Origin of the sequence: Salipaludibacillus sp. CUR1 (genome assembly GCF_021028955.1) — a bacterium.
GTDB lineage: Bacteria > Bacillota > Bacilli > Bacillales > Salisediminibacteriaceae > Salipaludibacillus.
In genome coordinates this window covers 123,882-138,230 of sequence record NZ_JAIWPE010000064.1, presented here as the reverse complement: position 1 = coordinate 138,230, position 14,349 = coordinate 123,882, and the positions used below count along the sequence as shown (strand labels likewise).

Annotated in this window: 14 protein-coding genes and 1 pseudogene; 6 read left to right on the top strand and 9 right to left on the bottom strand. The window is 38.8% G+C overall.

Features of this window, described 5'->3' with window-relative positions; genetic code table 11:
* Positions 1 to 304: 304 nt before the first annotated feature.
* Together tig and K8O68_RS13620 are read right to left on the bottom strand one after the other, a co-directional pair.
* Positions 305 to 1,597, bottom strand: coding sequence for a trigger factor (gene tig / locus K8O68_RS13625; protein ID WP_230897412.1), 1,293 nt, complete (start codon positions 1,595 to 1,597; stop codon positions 305 to 307).
* A 151-nt stretch (positions 1,598 to 1,748) separates the two neighbouring features.
* On the bottom strand, positions 1,749 to 2,807 hold the full coding sequence (locus tag K8O68_RS13620; protein ID WP_230897411.1) for a tetratricopeptide repeat protein: 1,059 nt from the start codon (positions 2,805 to 2,807) through the stop codon (positions 1,749 to 1,751).
* 185 nt (positions 2,808 to 2,992) lie between these two features.
* On the opposite strand from K8O68_RS13620, the gene K8O68_RS13615 reads away from it, so the two are divergent.
* Both K8O68_RS13615 and K8O68_RS13610 read left to right on the top strand, forming a co-directional pair.
* Positions 2,993 to 3,409: a hypothetical protein gene (locus K8O68_RS13615; protein ID WP_230897410.1), complete on the top strand. Its 417-nt coding sequence runs from the start codon at positions 2,993 to 2,995 to the stop codon at positions 3,407 to 3,409.
* Positions 3,410 to 3,758: 349 nt separating this feature from the next.
* A complete protein-coding gene (locus K8O68_RS13610) occupies positions 3,759 to 4,274 on the top strand; it encodes a hypothetical protein (RefSeq protein WP_230897409.1) in 516 nt (171 codons plus the stop codon).
* A gap of 19 nt (positions 4,275 to 4,293) precedes the next feature.
* Here K8O68_RS13610 and K8O68_RS13605 read toward each other — a convergent pair whose 3' ends face one another.
* From K8O68_RS13605 to K8O68_RS13575, 7 genes are all read right to left on the bottom strand, one after another.
* The gene (locus K8O68_RS13605; RefSeq protein WP_230897408.1) at positions 4,294 to 4,719 is read right to left on the bottom strand and encodes a hypothetical protein; all 426 of its coding nucleotides are present in this window, start codon (positions 4,717 to 4,719) and stop codon (positions 4,294 to 4,296) included.
* Positions 4,720 to 4,818: 99 nt separating this feature from the next.
* Positions 4,819 to 5,592 (bottom strand): hypothetical protein, encoded by a 774-nt coding sequence (locus K8O68_RS13600; protein ID WP_230897407.1) that lies wholly within the window; start codon positions 5,590 to 5,592, stop codon positions 4,819 to 4,821.
* 38 nt (positions 5,593 to 5,630) lie between these two features.
* Complete coding sequence (locus tag K8O68_RS13595) at positions 5,631 to 6,041, bottom strand: hypothetical protein (RefSeq protein ID WP_230897406.1); 411 nt, start codon at positions 6,039 to 6,041, stop codon at positions 5,631 to 5,633.
* Positions 6,034 to 6,351, bottom strand: a complete 318-nt coding sequence (locus tag K8O68_RS13590) for a hypothetical protein (protein ID WP_230897405.1) — start codon at positions 6,349 to 6,351, stop codon at positions 6,034 to 6,036. The genes K8O68_RS13595 and K8O68_RS13590 overlap by 8 nt, the downstream gene beginning before the upstream one ends.
* Positions 6,352 to 6,543: 192 nt before the next feature.
* Positions 6,544 to 7,140, bottom strand: a complete 597-nt coding sequence (locus tag K8O68_RS13585; protein WP_230897404.1) for a hypothetical protein — start codon at positions 7,138 to 7,140, stop codon at positions 6,544 to 6,546.
* Complete coding sequence (locus K8O68_RS13580) at positions 7,140 to 8,192, bottom strand: hypothetical protein (RefSeq protein ID WP_230897403.1); 1,053 nt, start codon at positions 8,190 to 8,192, stop codon at positions 7,140 to 7,142. Before K8O68_RS13580 ends, K8O68_RS13585 begins: the two co-directional genes overlap by 1 nt.
* Before the next feature lie 202 nt (positions 8,193 to 8,394).
* Positions 8,395 to 9,246 (bottom strand): MarR family transcriptional regulator, encoded by an 852-nt coding sequence (locus K8O68_RS13575; RefSeq protein WP_230897402.1) that lies wholly within the window; start codon positions 9,244 to 9,246, stop codon positions 8,395 to 8,397.
* Between the two features lie 1,502 nt (positions 9,247 to 10,748).
* On the opposite strand from K8O68_RS13575, the gene K8O68_RS21475 reads away from it, so the two are divergent.
* From K8O68_RS21475 to K8O68_RS13560, 4 genes and pseudogenes are all read left to right on the top strand, one after another.
* A complete protein-coding gene (locus K8O68_RS21475) occupies positions 10,749 to 10,874 on the top strand; it encodes a hypothetical protein (protein ID WP_255717213.1) in 126 nt (41 codons plus the stop codon).
* Between the two features lie 337 nt (positions 10,875 to 11,211).
* Positions 11,212 to 12,719: pseudogene (istA, locus tag K8O68_RS13570) on the top strand (IS21 family transposase).
* Positions 12,719 to 13,444, top strand: a complete 726-nt coding sequence (gene istB, locus K8O68_RS13565) for an IS21-like element helper ATPase IstB (protein ID WP_230897401.1) — start codon at positions 12,719 to 12,721, stop codon at positions 13,442 to 13,444. The pseudogene istA and the gene istB overlap by 1 nt, the downstream one beginning before the upstream one ends.
* Positions 13,445 to 13,881: 437 nt before the next feature.
* Positions 13,882 to 14,295, top strand: a complete 414-nt coding sequence (locus K8O68_RS13560) for a very short patch repair endonuclease (protein ID WP_230897400.1) — start codon at positions 13,882 to 13,884, stop codon at positions 14,293 to 14,295.
* Positions 14,296 to 14,349 lie beyond the last annotated feature (54 nt).

The window sequence follows — 14,349 nt, the reverse complement described above, 5'->3', positions numbered from 1 at the left end:
CCTGAGGATTCTATGTTTACATTGTACGTCTTCATATCTTTTTTTAATCATAAAGATATTTTAAAAACTTAAAGTCATGGCTGAAAGCTGGAATTTCCAGCTCATTCCTTCTTACTGAATTGTACCATAATTGGCTGAAATATGATAAGCAAAGCAGCAGCGGATTCCTGCTTATTAATATAAGATATGGTTCGGTTTAGAATAAAGGAAGTTGAATTCTGTTGTCAACTTAAACGCCTTTAAATTTATGTATAAAACAAGGCACGATTGACTCGCGCCTTGCTATCGCCGTTTACGGCACTAATTAAATTTTCTTGCTGTTATCAACTAAGAAGTCAATAGCTTTACGCACTTTTAAGTCGCCTTTTAAGTTATCAGTTCCACCTTGCATATCAAGGATCTGTTTAATTTCATCGGCAGAACGCTGGTACATTTCAGCCATTTGGTTAATTTCCTTTTCAACGTCTTCATCAGATGCCTCAAGGTTTTCAGTTTCCGCAATAGCTTCGAGAGTTAAGTTCATACGAACACGCTTTTTAGCATCGTCCTGGAACTGGGCTTTCATACCTTCTTCATCAGTTTGCGCGAACTGGTAATACATATCCAGTGACATGCCTTGTGCCTGCAATCGCTGGCCAAACTCTTCAAGCATGCGGTTAACTTCTGTATCAACCATAGCTTCAGGAATTTCAATTTCAGCATTTTCAGATGCTTTTTCTACAAGCGTATCTTTCATCGCCGTATCTGCTTCCTGCTTTTTAGCTTCTTCGAGCTTGGTGCGTACATCCTTCTTGAGGTCTTCAAAAGACTCAAGCTCTTCGTTTACATCTTTAGCAAGCTCATCATCAAGCTCAGGAAGGTCTTTACGTTTAATATCGTGGACTTTCACTTCGAATTTTGCTGGTTTACCGGCAAGTTCCGCTGAATGATAGTCCTCAGGGAATTCCACGTTAACTTCCGCTTCCTCTCCTGATTTAACTCCGACTAACTGATCTTCAAAGCCAGGGATAAACTGGCCAGAACCAATTTCTAATGAGTAATTTTCAGCTTTTCCGCCTTCAAATGGTTCTCCGTCTACAAAACCTTCAAAGTCAAAAACAACTGTATCGCCTTTTTCTACTTGTCCGTCTTCAACAGCAACAAGATCGGCATGCTTTTCCTGCAGCTTGGTCAGTTCTTCGTCAACCTCTTCGTCTGTTACTTCGCTGCTTTGGTCCTCAACTTCAAGGCCTTTATACTCGCCTAAGTTAACTTCAGGTTTAACTGTTACTGTTGCAGTAAACACCAGCGGTTTCCCTTTTTCCATTTCATCAATGTCAATGTCCGGACGGTCAACCGGCTCGATTCCAGACTCTTCAACCGCTTCCGAATAAGCTTGCGGAAGCAGAATGTCCAATGCATCCTGGTAAAGAGCTTCAACTCCGAAACGCTGTTCAAAAATCGGGCGTGGCACACGGCCTTTACGGAAGCCAGGAACATTAACTTTCTTTACTACTTTTTTAAAGGCCTCATCAAGTGCGCTGTCAACTCGTTCACTATTGACTTCAACTGTTAAAACACCGGAATTACCTTCTTTTTTTTCCCATTTTGCAGACATATATACTTTCCCTCCAACATAAAAAAAAATCGTTTTTATTCAGCATCTGTTTTTGCAACCCTTATATTATAACATACGGCCTATGCATTTCAATGATTTCGGGCGGATTCTAAGAAGAGCTGCTGAAATCCTTTATGTAGATCCTTAAAAATTATGTATTCTTACTATCCATTGAAAAAAGAAGGGATTCAATTTTTTTCAGGTGATTGACCGCTTCCTTTGCTTCAAGATCAGAGACCTTGTATAAGTTTTTTATCTCTTTAAAATCTGCTTCTCCTTCGAGCAGGTCTTTACCCATATAGTGGAGAGCGCAAGCCCATACATTTGCATCCAGCGGCTGCGGTGATTTAGGGTACAGTGCAAATAAGTAATGCCACCAGACTTGCTGGATCATCTCAAACAAGGAAGGATTTTTCTGGGCAAGAATTTCTTCAAGTCTCCTTACCACTCTTGTGCCAAATTTTTCATGGAACACATCTTCCAAATCCTGAATCCTGATTTTAAAATTTTCACCAAACTTATGTACTTCATACTCTTCCTGGCTCTTCATCTCTTTCAGCGTCTGTAATAAATAACTTTTCAATACAGGATTGTTTTCTTCCCCTTTTAAAAAAGTTCTGTACGCTTCTTCTACTTTTTGTGACTCATGCTGGCTCAGCTGCTGAATGGCTCCCCATTGCTGGTCAGGATTTCCTTTTTCAAGCGCCTGGATCAATTCCTCTGTTGACGGTCCTATTTCAAGTGACTCTTCATCAGAGACATCCGTATCAAACTCAATTTCTTCGAATCCATCTGTCATTTGCCGTGAGAATTCGAGTAGATGATAAAAAGATTCTGCCATTTTCGGAGGCAGTTTATCTTCTTCAATAACAACTTCCAGCAGATCGACAACTTCCTGATAGGCGCCCAACTGGACCAGGAGTGACACATAAACCTGAAGAACATCATAATACTCGCCAATTCCTTCGTGGAGCATCGACTCGCAATGTTTTTTTGCTTCCTCCAGCCGGTTTAACTCTATGTTGGTAATAACAAGGCCGTAACGGGCCTGGGGGTGTCCGTACTCCAGTTCAGTGGATTGCTTAAAGTATGTTAAAGCATCATAATATTTTTTTTCTTTTAAAGAGGTCATTCCTTTCTCCACCAGCCTGGGTACAAGACCCGGAAAAAGGATGACATTATCATCTTGCCCGTTTGTCTGCTTCCCCATATTCGCTCACCACCTTTTAGAATGAATGCACTTTCCCACTTTCCATTAGTTTATCAATTAAGAAATGGAAAAACAAATAGAATTCAAGTAAAAGTCATAATTTTAAAATAAATGTTTCTAATTAATAAAAAACGTTTATAAGGAAACAAAGGCTACTTTATTTTATCCCGAAAGGAGGGTTTGCTATGCTTGAACTTGCTCTATTGACCTTAGCCGCTGTCATGGTGACTCTCATCAGCTTAAAACCCGCTCTCCCAAAACGTCCTGCTTTTACGACTGTTAAAAAAATTGAACCAAACGAGCTCGACGGAAGCCAGCGATATATATACGACACTTTGATGGACAGGGGATATTACGTCACTTGCGGAATTAAAGAAAAAAATGTCTCTCTCCCGCTTGCACTTGTACCCTTTCGCATTGCCCTAATCGAACGGAAGCACGGTTTCATGAAAAACTTGACGGTTTCATTGTACTTAAACATAAAAGGCTGGGAAACTATTTTTTATTCAGACTCGATTAATGATCAGGATATGTCGGTGATACTTGAAAAAATCAAAGTCCATGATTTTAACGACGAAAGAGAAATGAAAAAAGTCCAGTAATAATGAGTACAAAAAAGGTGCCTTAATTAAGGCACCTTTAGTTATTTATGTAATGGCGTCCCAGGAGAGATTCGAACTCCCGACCGACGGCTTAGCTTACATTACAGTTAAGATACTGTCCCTTATCAGTAAAACCTCAGCATATCAACAGGGACAGGACAGATAATTTCTCCCTATATAATAGTAGGGATTAGAACAGTTTGCTAACAGAGTTCTATTACCTTCATTATTATATTAACTCAAATTATGTATTTTCACAATGGAGTTTCTGCTTTATTCTCAATTCTTGCCTCCTGTTATATAATCTTTATGTATTGTTAATTTTTACAAAAAAAGGGAGGGTAGGCTCATGCTTGAGGATTTAAGTTGGTTAAGTGATTACTACACTTTTTTATCAGGTTTTGCTGGAATACTTACAGGAGGCTTAATCACATGGCTAGTAACTAGAGACAGTCTACATAAGCAGTTTCAGGAGCAGGATAAAAGACAGCAGGCTCAGGAAAGGAGAAATGAGATCATAGCCCTTAATGCTGTCCACAAAGAAATTCAACATAACCTTATACAGTTTAGAGGAACAAAGAACATAATGGAAGGTGAAAAGATGGAGTTAATCAGTTATAAGGCAAGTAATTTACATAACAATTACTCAATGGAGAAATGGAATCAGCATAGTGATACTGTGCTATTTATTGAGGACTTAGACTGTCTTTCCAAGCTACAGGCTTTTTACATTAACCTAAGTTTTGAAATCACTAACCAAGTAACCAATAAGAAAAAGACAGAAAAGCTGATTGAATCTGGACTCCATTTAAGTAAGCAATTAGAGCAGTATATTGAGGCATACAAAAAGCAGGAGACAGCCTAAGCCATCTCCTGCAAATTCCTTATCCACTTTCTTTCTCCTTTGAAGCAAAAATATTTATAACCCTTTCTACCTCCCTTTGTTCTAGCAGGTCAATTAATTCATTAATTTTATCCTCAGTTGTACCTAAGTCAGTTAAAGTAGCAGTAGCTTTCTCTACATACTCCATTCTCAGCTCTCTGTCTTTCTCTAATACCTTTGTCATCATCTCAATACTAAGCACCTGTTTTAACAGTAAATCCTTATTCTCATCTGACACACTTGTAATTACATATGACTTACACAAGTTTAAATTACCTTCCATTTCCATTAGCTGTTCCTCTAACAATTCAATAACCCTGTTATTTTCAACTATCTCCTCTACTGTCTCTTTAAAAAATGTTTCATTCTTTTGTGTCACCTGCTCCATAGTTGGCATAAATTCCATCATTTCTACTATGCTTAACATTTTAACATCTCCTTTTTGTCTGCTGTTTTTTCTTCCTCACTTCTCTGATTAGAAAATGAAAATCAACTGTGACACCCTGAGAAAAAAAGAGGAGACAGCCTAAGCCATCTCCTGAAAGTACTCCTCATATAAATCTGTCCATCTCCTGCCTGCTACAATCATTCCCACTGCAGCCCTGCTCACTTTGTATTCCTTAGCTAGAGCTGTTTGACTGACTCCCTTATCATGGTACTCCCTCAGCATCTGCCTCACCTGTAAAGCAGTCAGTTTGTTACCCTTTCTCCTGACTGCATCTGTTTTATTCAAGCTCCTGAACATTACAAACAGCCCTCTGTATTCCTTGCCATTAAGTATCTTGTTAATTGCACCTTTAGGAAGATCAAAAGCCTCTGCCAGTTCCTCAATGCTCCTCTCAGACTGATAAAAGCCCTCTAGCATCTCATAAGCCTGATACTCTGTAATCCTAGTCTCTACAGCTTTATTTTCTTTAAGTCCAATAACATAAGCATGAATAATATTGTCTGTCTGACTGAGGTATTCCAAATTATTTAAGCTGTTGTCTGCCTTATCTCCTGAAATGTGGTTAATAGTCATTCCCTTACTCATCTGCTCAATATACTGCTCTGCATCTGCTAAGATCATTACAATATGATGCAGGTAAACAGTCATATATTTTTTATTAGCTGAGTCCCTTATGGAAAAGTTAGCATAGCCATCAGAGGAATAACTTACTTTCCTATGCTCCTCAGGGAAATTCTGATTCTGTATTTTCACCTCTCCTGCCTCCAAATTGTAAGAGCTGTTTTCAAGCTCCATAACCTTCTTTACAATCCTGACTCTGTTCCTTAACTGCTCTGCATTTAATCTTTTCATTCTGTAGCCCTCCAAATTGTTTTTAATATCATAAGTATTTAAAGTTTAATTCTCTCTGATTTACTAAAACCACTTACATAAGTCTTAAACAGTTCATGATCTGTAAAGGAAAAGTATTTGCTATCTTTGTATTCTGTACCAATGACTTTTCTATCTTTTATCACTGGATGAGGATAAATAACTTTTATATTGTGGTTTCTATCAATAGCCCACTTCTCAGGCTGTTCTAGTACCTCTATACAATCCTTTAAACAATCCTGAATCTTTTTGTTATAAGCCTTGTCAAACTCTTTTACAATCTCCCTTGTCATTGTTTGAGCCTGTTTTTCATCTTCTACATCCTGCCCTATATAGTAAAGTACTTTCTCAATAGATACTCCATGTACAAACAGCTTTTTATGATAATGCTGTTTCAGGCTTTGATAATCTGATGATTTTAATTTAGCCACTGTCAGCACCTCCAAAGAGCCTGTTCAGTTCCTCAGGTTTTTCCTCAAGCAGTTCCATAAACAAGTTAAAAGCTACTGGACTAAATGTTCCTGACAGTATGCCTCTTACATGGAAATAACTCATTTCTCTGAAAGTCCTGTTAATAACATTAAAACTCTTGCCCTCAACATAATACATATATAGAACCTTGCCTAACTGCTCACCTGTAACCCTTCCATTATCTATTCTCAGTAAGTCCTGCCCTTTCTCACTGATTGCCTCTGACTGCTCTCCTGATACTGCCCATTCATTAAACCTATAGTTAATCATCCTGCTCCCTCTCCTCTCTGATAATAAAAGAAAAAAGCAGATGCCTCAGCACCTGCCTTATATCTTTGTTTTCATTGTTAATACCATGCTTGCTACTTTTAACAGGAAGATAACAGCAATTCCCTCAAGAAGTACTGACAATGTAAAGCCCTCCTTTATTAGTAATTGCTCATATCTCTCTCCCTCAGCTTTTTAGTAGTTGCCTCTCCTAGTTTCTAAAGTGAAAAGCCTTTCCAAGTCTGTAGTTAATTCTCTTTGTCCTAAATGAGTACCATTGTACCTCTGATTCTGATTTTTCTTATCTACAATACCAAAGTCTAGCAGTACTGATCTTGCAAACTTGAAAGGATGATTAATACCTTTTGCAAATTCCCTAAGAGTCTCATTGTCCTCCTTTAAGCTCCTGACTGATACTGTCTCTTTGTACTCTGATTCCAGAGCTGTGTACATCAGCTTTGCTGAGTTATGAACCTTAAAAAGCTCCTGTACAATTTCCTCAAGTTCTCCTGTCCTCTGATTAGCTACTGCCTTATTAACTCCCTGCTGTAGCTCAATCTGTTCCTCAAGCTCCTGAACCTTCTTAACTAGCTTTTTTGCCTCTGTTACATCAGTTGCTTTGTCTTTCTCAGCTTGCATAATTTCAAGCTCCTGCTCAATCTCTGTTACTGTCTCTGCATCCTGCTCAGCTAGTTCCTCAAGCTCATCAATTTTATCTCTCAGCTTAGCCACTGCTGTAGCAATCTCATTTACTTTTTCCTGCATCTCTTTAGTCATTGTTTGTTTACTCATTATTGACCCTCTCCCTTTTGCTTATTGTTTTTCTTTCTGTTCTGTCTTTCTGACTTTCTAATCATGGACTGCAATTCTTCCTGAGTATCAACAAATACCTCAAGCTCATCCTCATACTGGCTTTCTCTCAGCCTCACCTGCTCTTTATCTACATCAGGAGCCTTAGTTGCTGACTTTGCCTGTTGCATAACCTCAATTTTTTCTTTTGCCTCCTGCTTGCTGTAACCTAAGTCATGAATAAAAAACTGTTCCCATTCCTCAGGAGATGTCTTAGACTGTTTTTGTTTGTCCCAGTCTTTACCTAAGGCATATTTTTTAACATTCTTGTTACTGGCTGAATTACCTAGCAGTTGCGAGGCTTTATTTTTTGCCCTCTCTGTCCTGACTGCCTGAGCCAATAACTCAAGATCAGGATGCTCTGTCTGGTTGTAAAGTGAGGCAAACAATAAGCCAAAATACATCAGCTCCTGCTTAAAGCTCTCATCTGAAATATCAGCATCTATAAAGTTTTGAGTATTTCCTGCTGACTTCTTATTTCCTCTGTACAGCTTATCTGACTCCTCTAGCATGATGCCTAGCTGTCTAGTATCCATATGCTTATTAATAGAAGAAAGGCTGTTTTTAATGAACCACCTTAGACTGGATGCCTTTGTATTCTGAAAGACCATAACATCATTAGCAGTCATGCCAGTAAAGTCAATAAGGAGCTGCTTATCTCTAGCAGAGCCCTGAATGGCAGACTCATAAAGAGACTTAATAAACTCATCAATCTGCTCCTCACTGAGCTGTCTGCTCTGCATACTGTTTAAATCAATTTCAGGCTCAGCCTCTTCCTTACCTCTCTCAATTTCTTCCTCATATGTTTCTTTGTGATCTGAAAGGTATTTCCTCAGCCCTCTGTCACTTATCCCTATTGCTTTTGAATATTTAGCCTGAGTAATACTGCTGTCTAATCCTTTCAAGTAACCAAAAGCCTGAGCATGTTCCTCAGGACTGTTAGGCTGAAAATCCTCAAGTACTTCCTGCAATAGTTCCTCTTTTTTCTGTGCCATGTGCTTAACTCCTTTCTGCTCTGCTATAAATGTTGTCTGTTTCCTGCCCTACCTCTCAATAGTTGCTCTCTTTTTAAATTAAACTAATGGAGGAATGAAAAAGAGCAGATGCATCAACACCTACTCTTTCTCTCCTACCTATAGTCTAGCTGTGACATACCATTTTAAAGTTCCCCAGGAAGAAAAATTGGTAGTTAGCTAATTATTTTTTATTGATGATAAACTCAGCGTACATATTGAATGGAGGATAACCCTCTTGCCTGTAAACAATAAGAGGATTCACCTTAATTATAGTCTCTCTACCTCTCTTAATTCTGACAAAGACTGACATACCATTCCATCTAAGGCTAGATACCTTTTTAGCTACCTCTTTACTATGTAGCCCTGTAACCTCTGTAATATCATTTACAGTTAAATACTGGTCTTTGCTTGCATCAGGCTCATAAGGATTAGCAGTCAATAAGTTATGATGATAGTTTACAAGTGGGATAATGCTGTAAACAAAGCCCAGATCAGCAGGCTTAATTTTATCCTCTGCATATAGCTCTTTAACATTGTTCATAAATACCTTAGCAGTCTTTTTAGTAGACTTGCCTTTATTGACATCTTTTCTAAAGCAGTACTCATCATTTACAAACAGGGCTTTATATTGCTTTCCATATAGATCAATCTTCTTTTCCTCAATCAGCCCATGCTTTTTAAACTTGTTAATCAGACTGCTTACTGTGTCATACTTTTTAATTTTGAGAACCTCTAGCAGATCTTTTCTAGTCATTGGCAGTTTTGAGTCATTCTCTTTTTTCAGCATATTATCATAACTGATATAACACTGAATGACTGCAAAATACCCTTTGTCTTTCATGCTCAGCATGTTGTCAGCCTCCTTAGCTTTCTCCATCTTTGCAAAATAAAAAGGATGCTTTTCTGCTCCCTGTGCATCCCTGTAAGCCTTCTTTCTTTTTTCATTCTCAATTACTTCCTGCTGTTCTTTAGTTCTTGTTTGAGTAAATTCTTTTATTTCCCCAGTTTCTCTATCAATGTACTCTCTGCTCATGTCTAACTCCTCATTTCTTTAATAGTTGTCATTTAATCACCTACTCTCTCTCAAACAGTCTGTCTCCTGTTTGTGGGAAGTCTCCTTTACTTCCTCACCTTTATGTGTGGCTATTAGTACCAATTTAAAGGTATAAAAGAAGAAAAATTAGCAGCAGGGAATCATGAGGGAAAGCTGGAGGGAGTACTTGAGCATTATTTCCCTTTTGTGTAGCCAGTGGAAGGATGACAAAAACTGAAATAGGTATGCAAAATTGGCATCCTCATAAAAATAGGTAGTAAAAATGGGGGTATAACTGCTTAAATAGGTAGTAAAAATGGGGGTAAAAGCAAAATGGGGTTGAGCCATAGAGCCACAAGGGATAGAGGGCTATTTTGCAGAGGAGAATCCTTCTTATCTTAAAGAGTATTAGCCTAAAGGCTAGGAGCAAAGCTCCCCAACAATATAGATAAACCTGCACATCTTTAAACCCTTATTACAATAGCTTAGCCAGTAAAGCAGTTGGGGCAGTAAGAGCAGTTTCAGCAGTAAGAGGCAGGAGGTATTGTAGTTTGTTTTAAGGAATTAAGCTCTTTTATTCTCAAGTTGGGAGGCTGAAAGGCTTTAGCCTGAAAGACTCAATCTTTTAAGATTTAATTACTGCAAGATCAGCCTTTAAAACAGCTCAGCCAGTCAGACATTTAAGTGACAGGGAGACAGCTTACTGACAATGTAAAGCTGTTTTACCTCAGCTTAGGAATTGAGGCAGTTATAATTACTGCCTTCTCCTTTCTCTTTGACATAAACAGTCAAGGCTTTATTGCTTTCTGTTTTGCTATAAATGTTTGGCTCTCTTAATAATAAGTATTCATTCTGTGATGAGGCAGTCTGTGGACAGTATTTAATTACTGTTTGCAGGCTGTCTTTTTTTTTGTGCTTTTTAGCAGTATGAAAATACTACTTACAGTATGGGGGGCTGTTATTACATGGGGAGGGAGGTACTGTTCAGGCTCATTTTGATACATAATCATTACTGATAAAGAAAGTAATAAATACAGAAATGATACTGCATTAATTTGATACAGAAATCAGGGCTGACAGTACAAGAATAAGGCAGTAAGTTCTCTTTGTCTCAATCTCAGTAACCTTACAGAGGAGTAATTGCAGTGTATGCTGTATAAAGAATTTATTTGTTCTGTGTATAAAACACTCAAGAAAAGCCTCCCTCCTCTCCCTCCTCCATTTCTGCTATTTTTGTCAGGACTCAGCACACAATAAGCCCTCAGCCTTTGCCAGTTTTGATCTGAGAGCTTTTCCTCTGGTCTGTCCTTCCCTAATCATGGAGGAATAACTGTAGCTGTGTGAGCTTTCTATGGACTCACAAGCAGAGCAGTATATTAAGGCTCTTTCCCTCTACCTGCTGTTAAAATCTCAGTAACAAACAGGGAGGGTGGTACTGGCAGGACTGACAAGATGTCAGGGCTATATTGTACAGGGAGGGCATATTGTCAGGAGCTGAGAGAATGACAAGGGTTAACATACTGGCAGGGTTATTTTCAACTTCAAGGAATGTATCAGGAGGAGAATCAAGGCTTAGGCAGAGTGTGTCAAAAAGTACTGGTTTTTACACTGTTCTTGATACAGAATGAGCTAACAGAGTAATGCAGTATTAGAGTGTATCAAAAGTCTGTATAAAAAGTATTAACTCTCTCAGCCAGTGAAAGACTCTTATAGCTATGACAAATTGTTACTGTTGTCTAATAGTCCATTGTTATTCAAAGTATTGTCTGAGTTACCTTGCTGATCTGTCTGCTATTCCCTCTACTCAGTCTGTATGTTTATGGCAGACTAAAAATGTAGGTTATGGCAGTCCTTTTATGCAGGCCCCCCGCGGGGGGCCTGCATAAAAAAAGCCACTTGTTAACACTCCCAAAATTCAATACACTTCCTGTTGGACCCAATTCTGGCAGGAGGTAGTTTTAGGAGATGTTACAAGTGGACGAAATTAAGTATATCAGAAATGAAGTGAATTCTAAAGGTCACAGCTATTCAGATGTGGCTAGAAGGACTAATACCGATTACAGGACTGTAAAAAAATATGCCGATATGGACGAGTTTCAACCGAAAAAAAGAAAGAAAAAGAGACAGCCAGCACCGGTGATGGATCCAGTCAAAGATTTAGTCGATCAATGGCTGAAAGAAGATATGAAAAAGAAAAAGAAGTATCAAAGGACTGCCAAACGTATTTGGCAATTATTACAGAAGGAAGTGGCTTTTAATGGTTCTGATCGAGCTGTTCGGTCCTATGTGTCCAAACGAAAAAAGGAATTATTGGAAGAAAGCGATCAAGCCGCCCTTCCGTTGGTGTCAAAGCCCGGTGATGCGCAAGTCGATTTCGGAGAGGCCCCCTTCAAAGTGGAAGGAAAGGTTGTGGATTTGCCGTATTTAGTAATGTCTTTTCCCTACAGTAATGCCTTCTTAGTACAGGTATTTGAATCTGAAAATCAGGACTGTTTCCTGGAAGGGTTAAAACGATTCTTTAACCACCTTGACGGCGTACCGAGAAGAATTAGATTTGATAACTTATCACCGGCAGTCAAGAAAGTCTTGGCGTACGGGGAACGTGAGCTCACAGAGGGGTTTAAGCGCTTCGCCTTACATTACGGATTTGAGTCGAATTCTGTAATCCCGGTGCTGGGAATGAAAAAGGTCACGTAGAAGCTTTGGTTAAATACGTAAGAAATAATTTCTTCCTTCCGGAACGAACAATTTACCAACTTGATGATGAAAACCAGTTTTTATGGAAAGAAGCTGAAGAAGACAGGCATAGACTTCATTACGAAAAGAAATGGGAGATTACAAGACTGTTTGAGGACGATAGAACGGCCCTCCTGTATCTCCCTCCGAAAGAATATGAGTGTATTCGCTATGAAACGCTTAAAGCTGACAAATACGGATATGTGGCAGTGGACTCGAAAAAATATTCTACTTCCCCGCGTTTCTCTAATCAGAAAGTCGTGGTGGGTGTGACATATAACAGCGTAAAGATCCTTTCGGATCACTATGAGATTATAGTGAGCCATAGACGGCTATATGGGGATGAATCAAAGTCTATGAATTGGCAGCCTTATTTATCTTTAATGGCCAAGAGACCGAATGCACTTAAATACACCACGTTTTATGATCAGCTGCCTCAGACATGGCAAAGCTATTTGGACGCGTGTACGTTAGAGGAAAAGAAAAAGGCGCTCCAATTACTCTCAACCCTTTTGAAAGAGCATAGTCTAGAAACAGCCAATAAGGCATTAGAAATGGCCTCTGAGTGGCACCACCCTTCTTCAGATACCATTAGGCAAGTCTTTCACCAACTTATTCATGGACGTGGTTACAGAGAGACTATGCAGTTGAACAGCACAATACCCACAATGCCACTGGCCGAACGAGGCATAACGAAGTATAATGCCTTCTTTCATCAGGAAGGGAGGGAGGCTTAATGCAGGAACAGATTCAGGAATACGCAAAACGTTTAAAGCTGAGTTGGATTCGGGAGCACTACCGTGAGGTGGAAGCTGCGAATCTGGAAGAATATTTACTGAAACTCTTTGAAAATGAAATTGAGCAGCGTGAAGAACGTAAAATCAGTTTACTATTAAAGGCGGCAACGTTGCCGAATGTACCCGGCAAGCCTTTTAGTTGGAAAGAAGTAAAATTAGGGCAGGGTTTAACCCAGCAGTCGCTTCTAGCTGGAGATTTTATTGAAGCAAAAGAAAATATGATCTTTTATGGGGGTGTAGGGGCAGGCAAGACGTTCCTTTCAACTCTGATCGGTATGAATGCCATAAATAAGTTTGGCAAACGTGTTAAATTCTATACCGTCGCTTCACTCGCCAATGAGTTGTTAGACGCGAATGAAAAAGGAACACTGACAAAGCTGTTCAAAAAAATCGAAAAGCTTGATTTATTGATATTAGATGAACTAGGGTACATCCCTCTTCATAAACAAGGGGCGGAGCTCCTATTCCAGGTTATCTCGCTGTGTTATGAAAAACGGAGTATTATCATTACAACAAATTTGCAGTTCGGTGAGTGGAACCACGTTTTTGGAGATCCTATTTTGACAGAGGCAGTGGTGGATCGCCTGATTCATCACTCTCATTTAGTACTCTTCGGAGGTGATAGCAACCGGATGAAAGAGTCATTACTCATGGATCGAATGTAAAGTTGTATAGGTGTTAATGGGTGGCTGCAAAAAGGCTTGCCGTTTTATACATTTTTCTCTTGCCAAATACAGTCTGTAAGTAACTCAGTTTATCTCAGAAAGTAAATAAGAAATGTAGCAAGCTCTGAGAATACATAGAAAAGCTGTATAGAGTCCTGTATTGTTCAAGACTTACAGCACCTGAAACAGTATGGGTAAGCTGAGAGAGGTTGTGAGAGATTCTGTGAGGGACTAGAGGAGGTAACACCCGCCCAGTATGGGGGTCAGGGGGCAATTTGGAAGGCAGGATGCTCCTAAAAAATGCTCAACCCTAATATTTAAGAATGGCAGGAACTTAACATAGTTCAAAATTCTTTAATTCTACAAATAGCATACATGTTTTAACTAGCTGTATTAACTGGGAATGTACACTATGAATGGTTAAAGGAGGTATATCTGTGGTGGACAATGTTTCAAAGCAAGAAAGAAGTAACATTATGAGAAAAGTCAGATCACAGTCTGATTTAGAAAATGTAGTGTCAAAAGCTTTGTGGAAGAAAGGTATTAGATATAGAAAAAATGTTAAATCACTAATGGGTAAACCTGATATTGTTATACAAAAATACAAAATTGTAATATTTATAGATTCTTGTTTTTGGCATGCATGTGAGCTGCATGGTAGGATGCCTAAAAGCAACACTGAGTTTTGGGAAAGTAAGTTTGAGAGAAATAAGGAAAGAGATGCAGAGGTAAATAAGCATTACCTTAGTAAGAATTGGAATATTTTAAGGGTATGGGAACATGAGTTAAGAGAAGATTTTGATGGCACAATTAATAAAATTGTTGCCTTTATTGAACATGCAAAAAAATAACTTGAAAAATTCTTTTAAAAGCCATAACCTCTTAGCTATTATTTGGTAAAAAGC

Excerpts from the sequence above, each read along its gene's own strand:
- K8O68_RS13615 (WP_230897410.1), top strand. The coding sequence starts at position 2,993 with ATGCTTGAACTTGCTCTATTGACCTTAGCCGCTGTCATGGTGACTCTC.
- K8O68_RS13610 (WP_230897409.1), top strand. The coding sequence starts at position 3,759 with ATGCTTGAGGATTTAAGTTGGTTAAGTGATTACTACACTTTTTTATCA.
- K8O68_RS13580 (WP_230897403.1), bottom strand. The coding sequence starts at position 8,192 with ATGGCACAGAAAAAAGAGGAACTATTGCAGGAAGTACTTGAGGATTTT.
- K8O68_RS13600 (WP_230897407.1), bottom strand. The coding sequence starts at position 5,592 with ATGAAAAGATTAAATGCAGAGCAGTTAAGGAACAGAGTCAGGATTGTA.
- K8O68_RS13585 (WP_230897404.1), bottom strand. The coding sequence starts at position 7,140 with ATGAGTAAACAAACAATGACTAAAGAGATGCAGGAAAAAGTAAATGAG.
- tig (WP_230897412.1), bottom strand. The coding sequence starts at position 1,597 with ATGTCTGCAAAATGGGAAAAAAAAGAAGGTAATTCCGGTGTTTTAACA.
- K8O68_RS13620 (WP_230897411.1), bottom strand. The coding sequence starts at position 2,807 with ATGGGGAAGCAGACAAACGGGCAAGATGATAATGTCATCCTTTTTCCG.
- K8O68_RS13590 (WP_230897405.1), bottom strand. The coding sequence starts at position 6,351 with ATGATTAACTATAGGTTTAATGAATGGGCAGTATCAGGAGAGCAGTCA.
- istB (WP_230897401.1), top strand. The coding sequence starts at position 12,719 with ATGCAGGAACAGATTCAGGAATACGCAAAACGTTTAAAGCTGAGTTGG.
- K8O68_RS13575 (WP_230897402.1), bottom strand. The coding sequence starts at position 9,246 with ATGAGCAGAGAGTACATTGATAGAGAAACTGGGGAAATAAAAGAATTT.
- K8O68_RS21475 (WP_255717213.1), top strand. The coding sequence starts at position 10,749 with ATGACAAGGGTTAACATACTGGCAGGGTTATTTTCAACTTCAAGGAAT.
- K8O68_RS13605 (WP_230897408.1), bottom strand. The coding sequence starts at position 4,719 with ATGTTAAGCATAGTAGAAATGATGGAATTTATGCCAACTATGGAGCAG.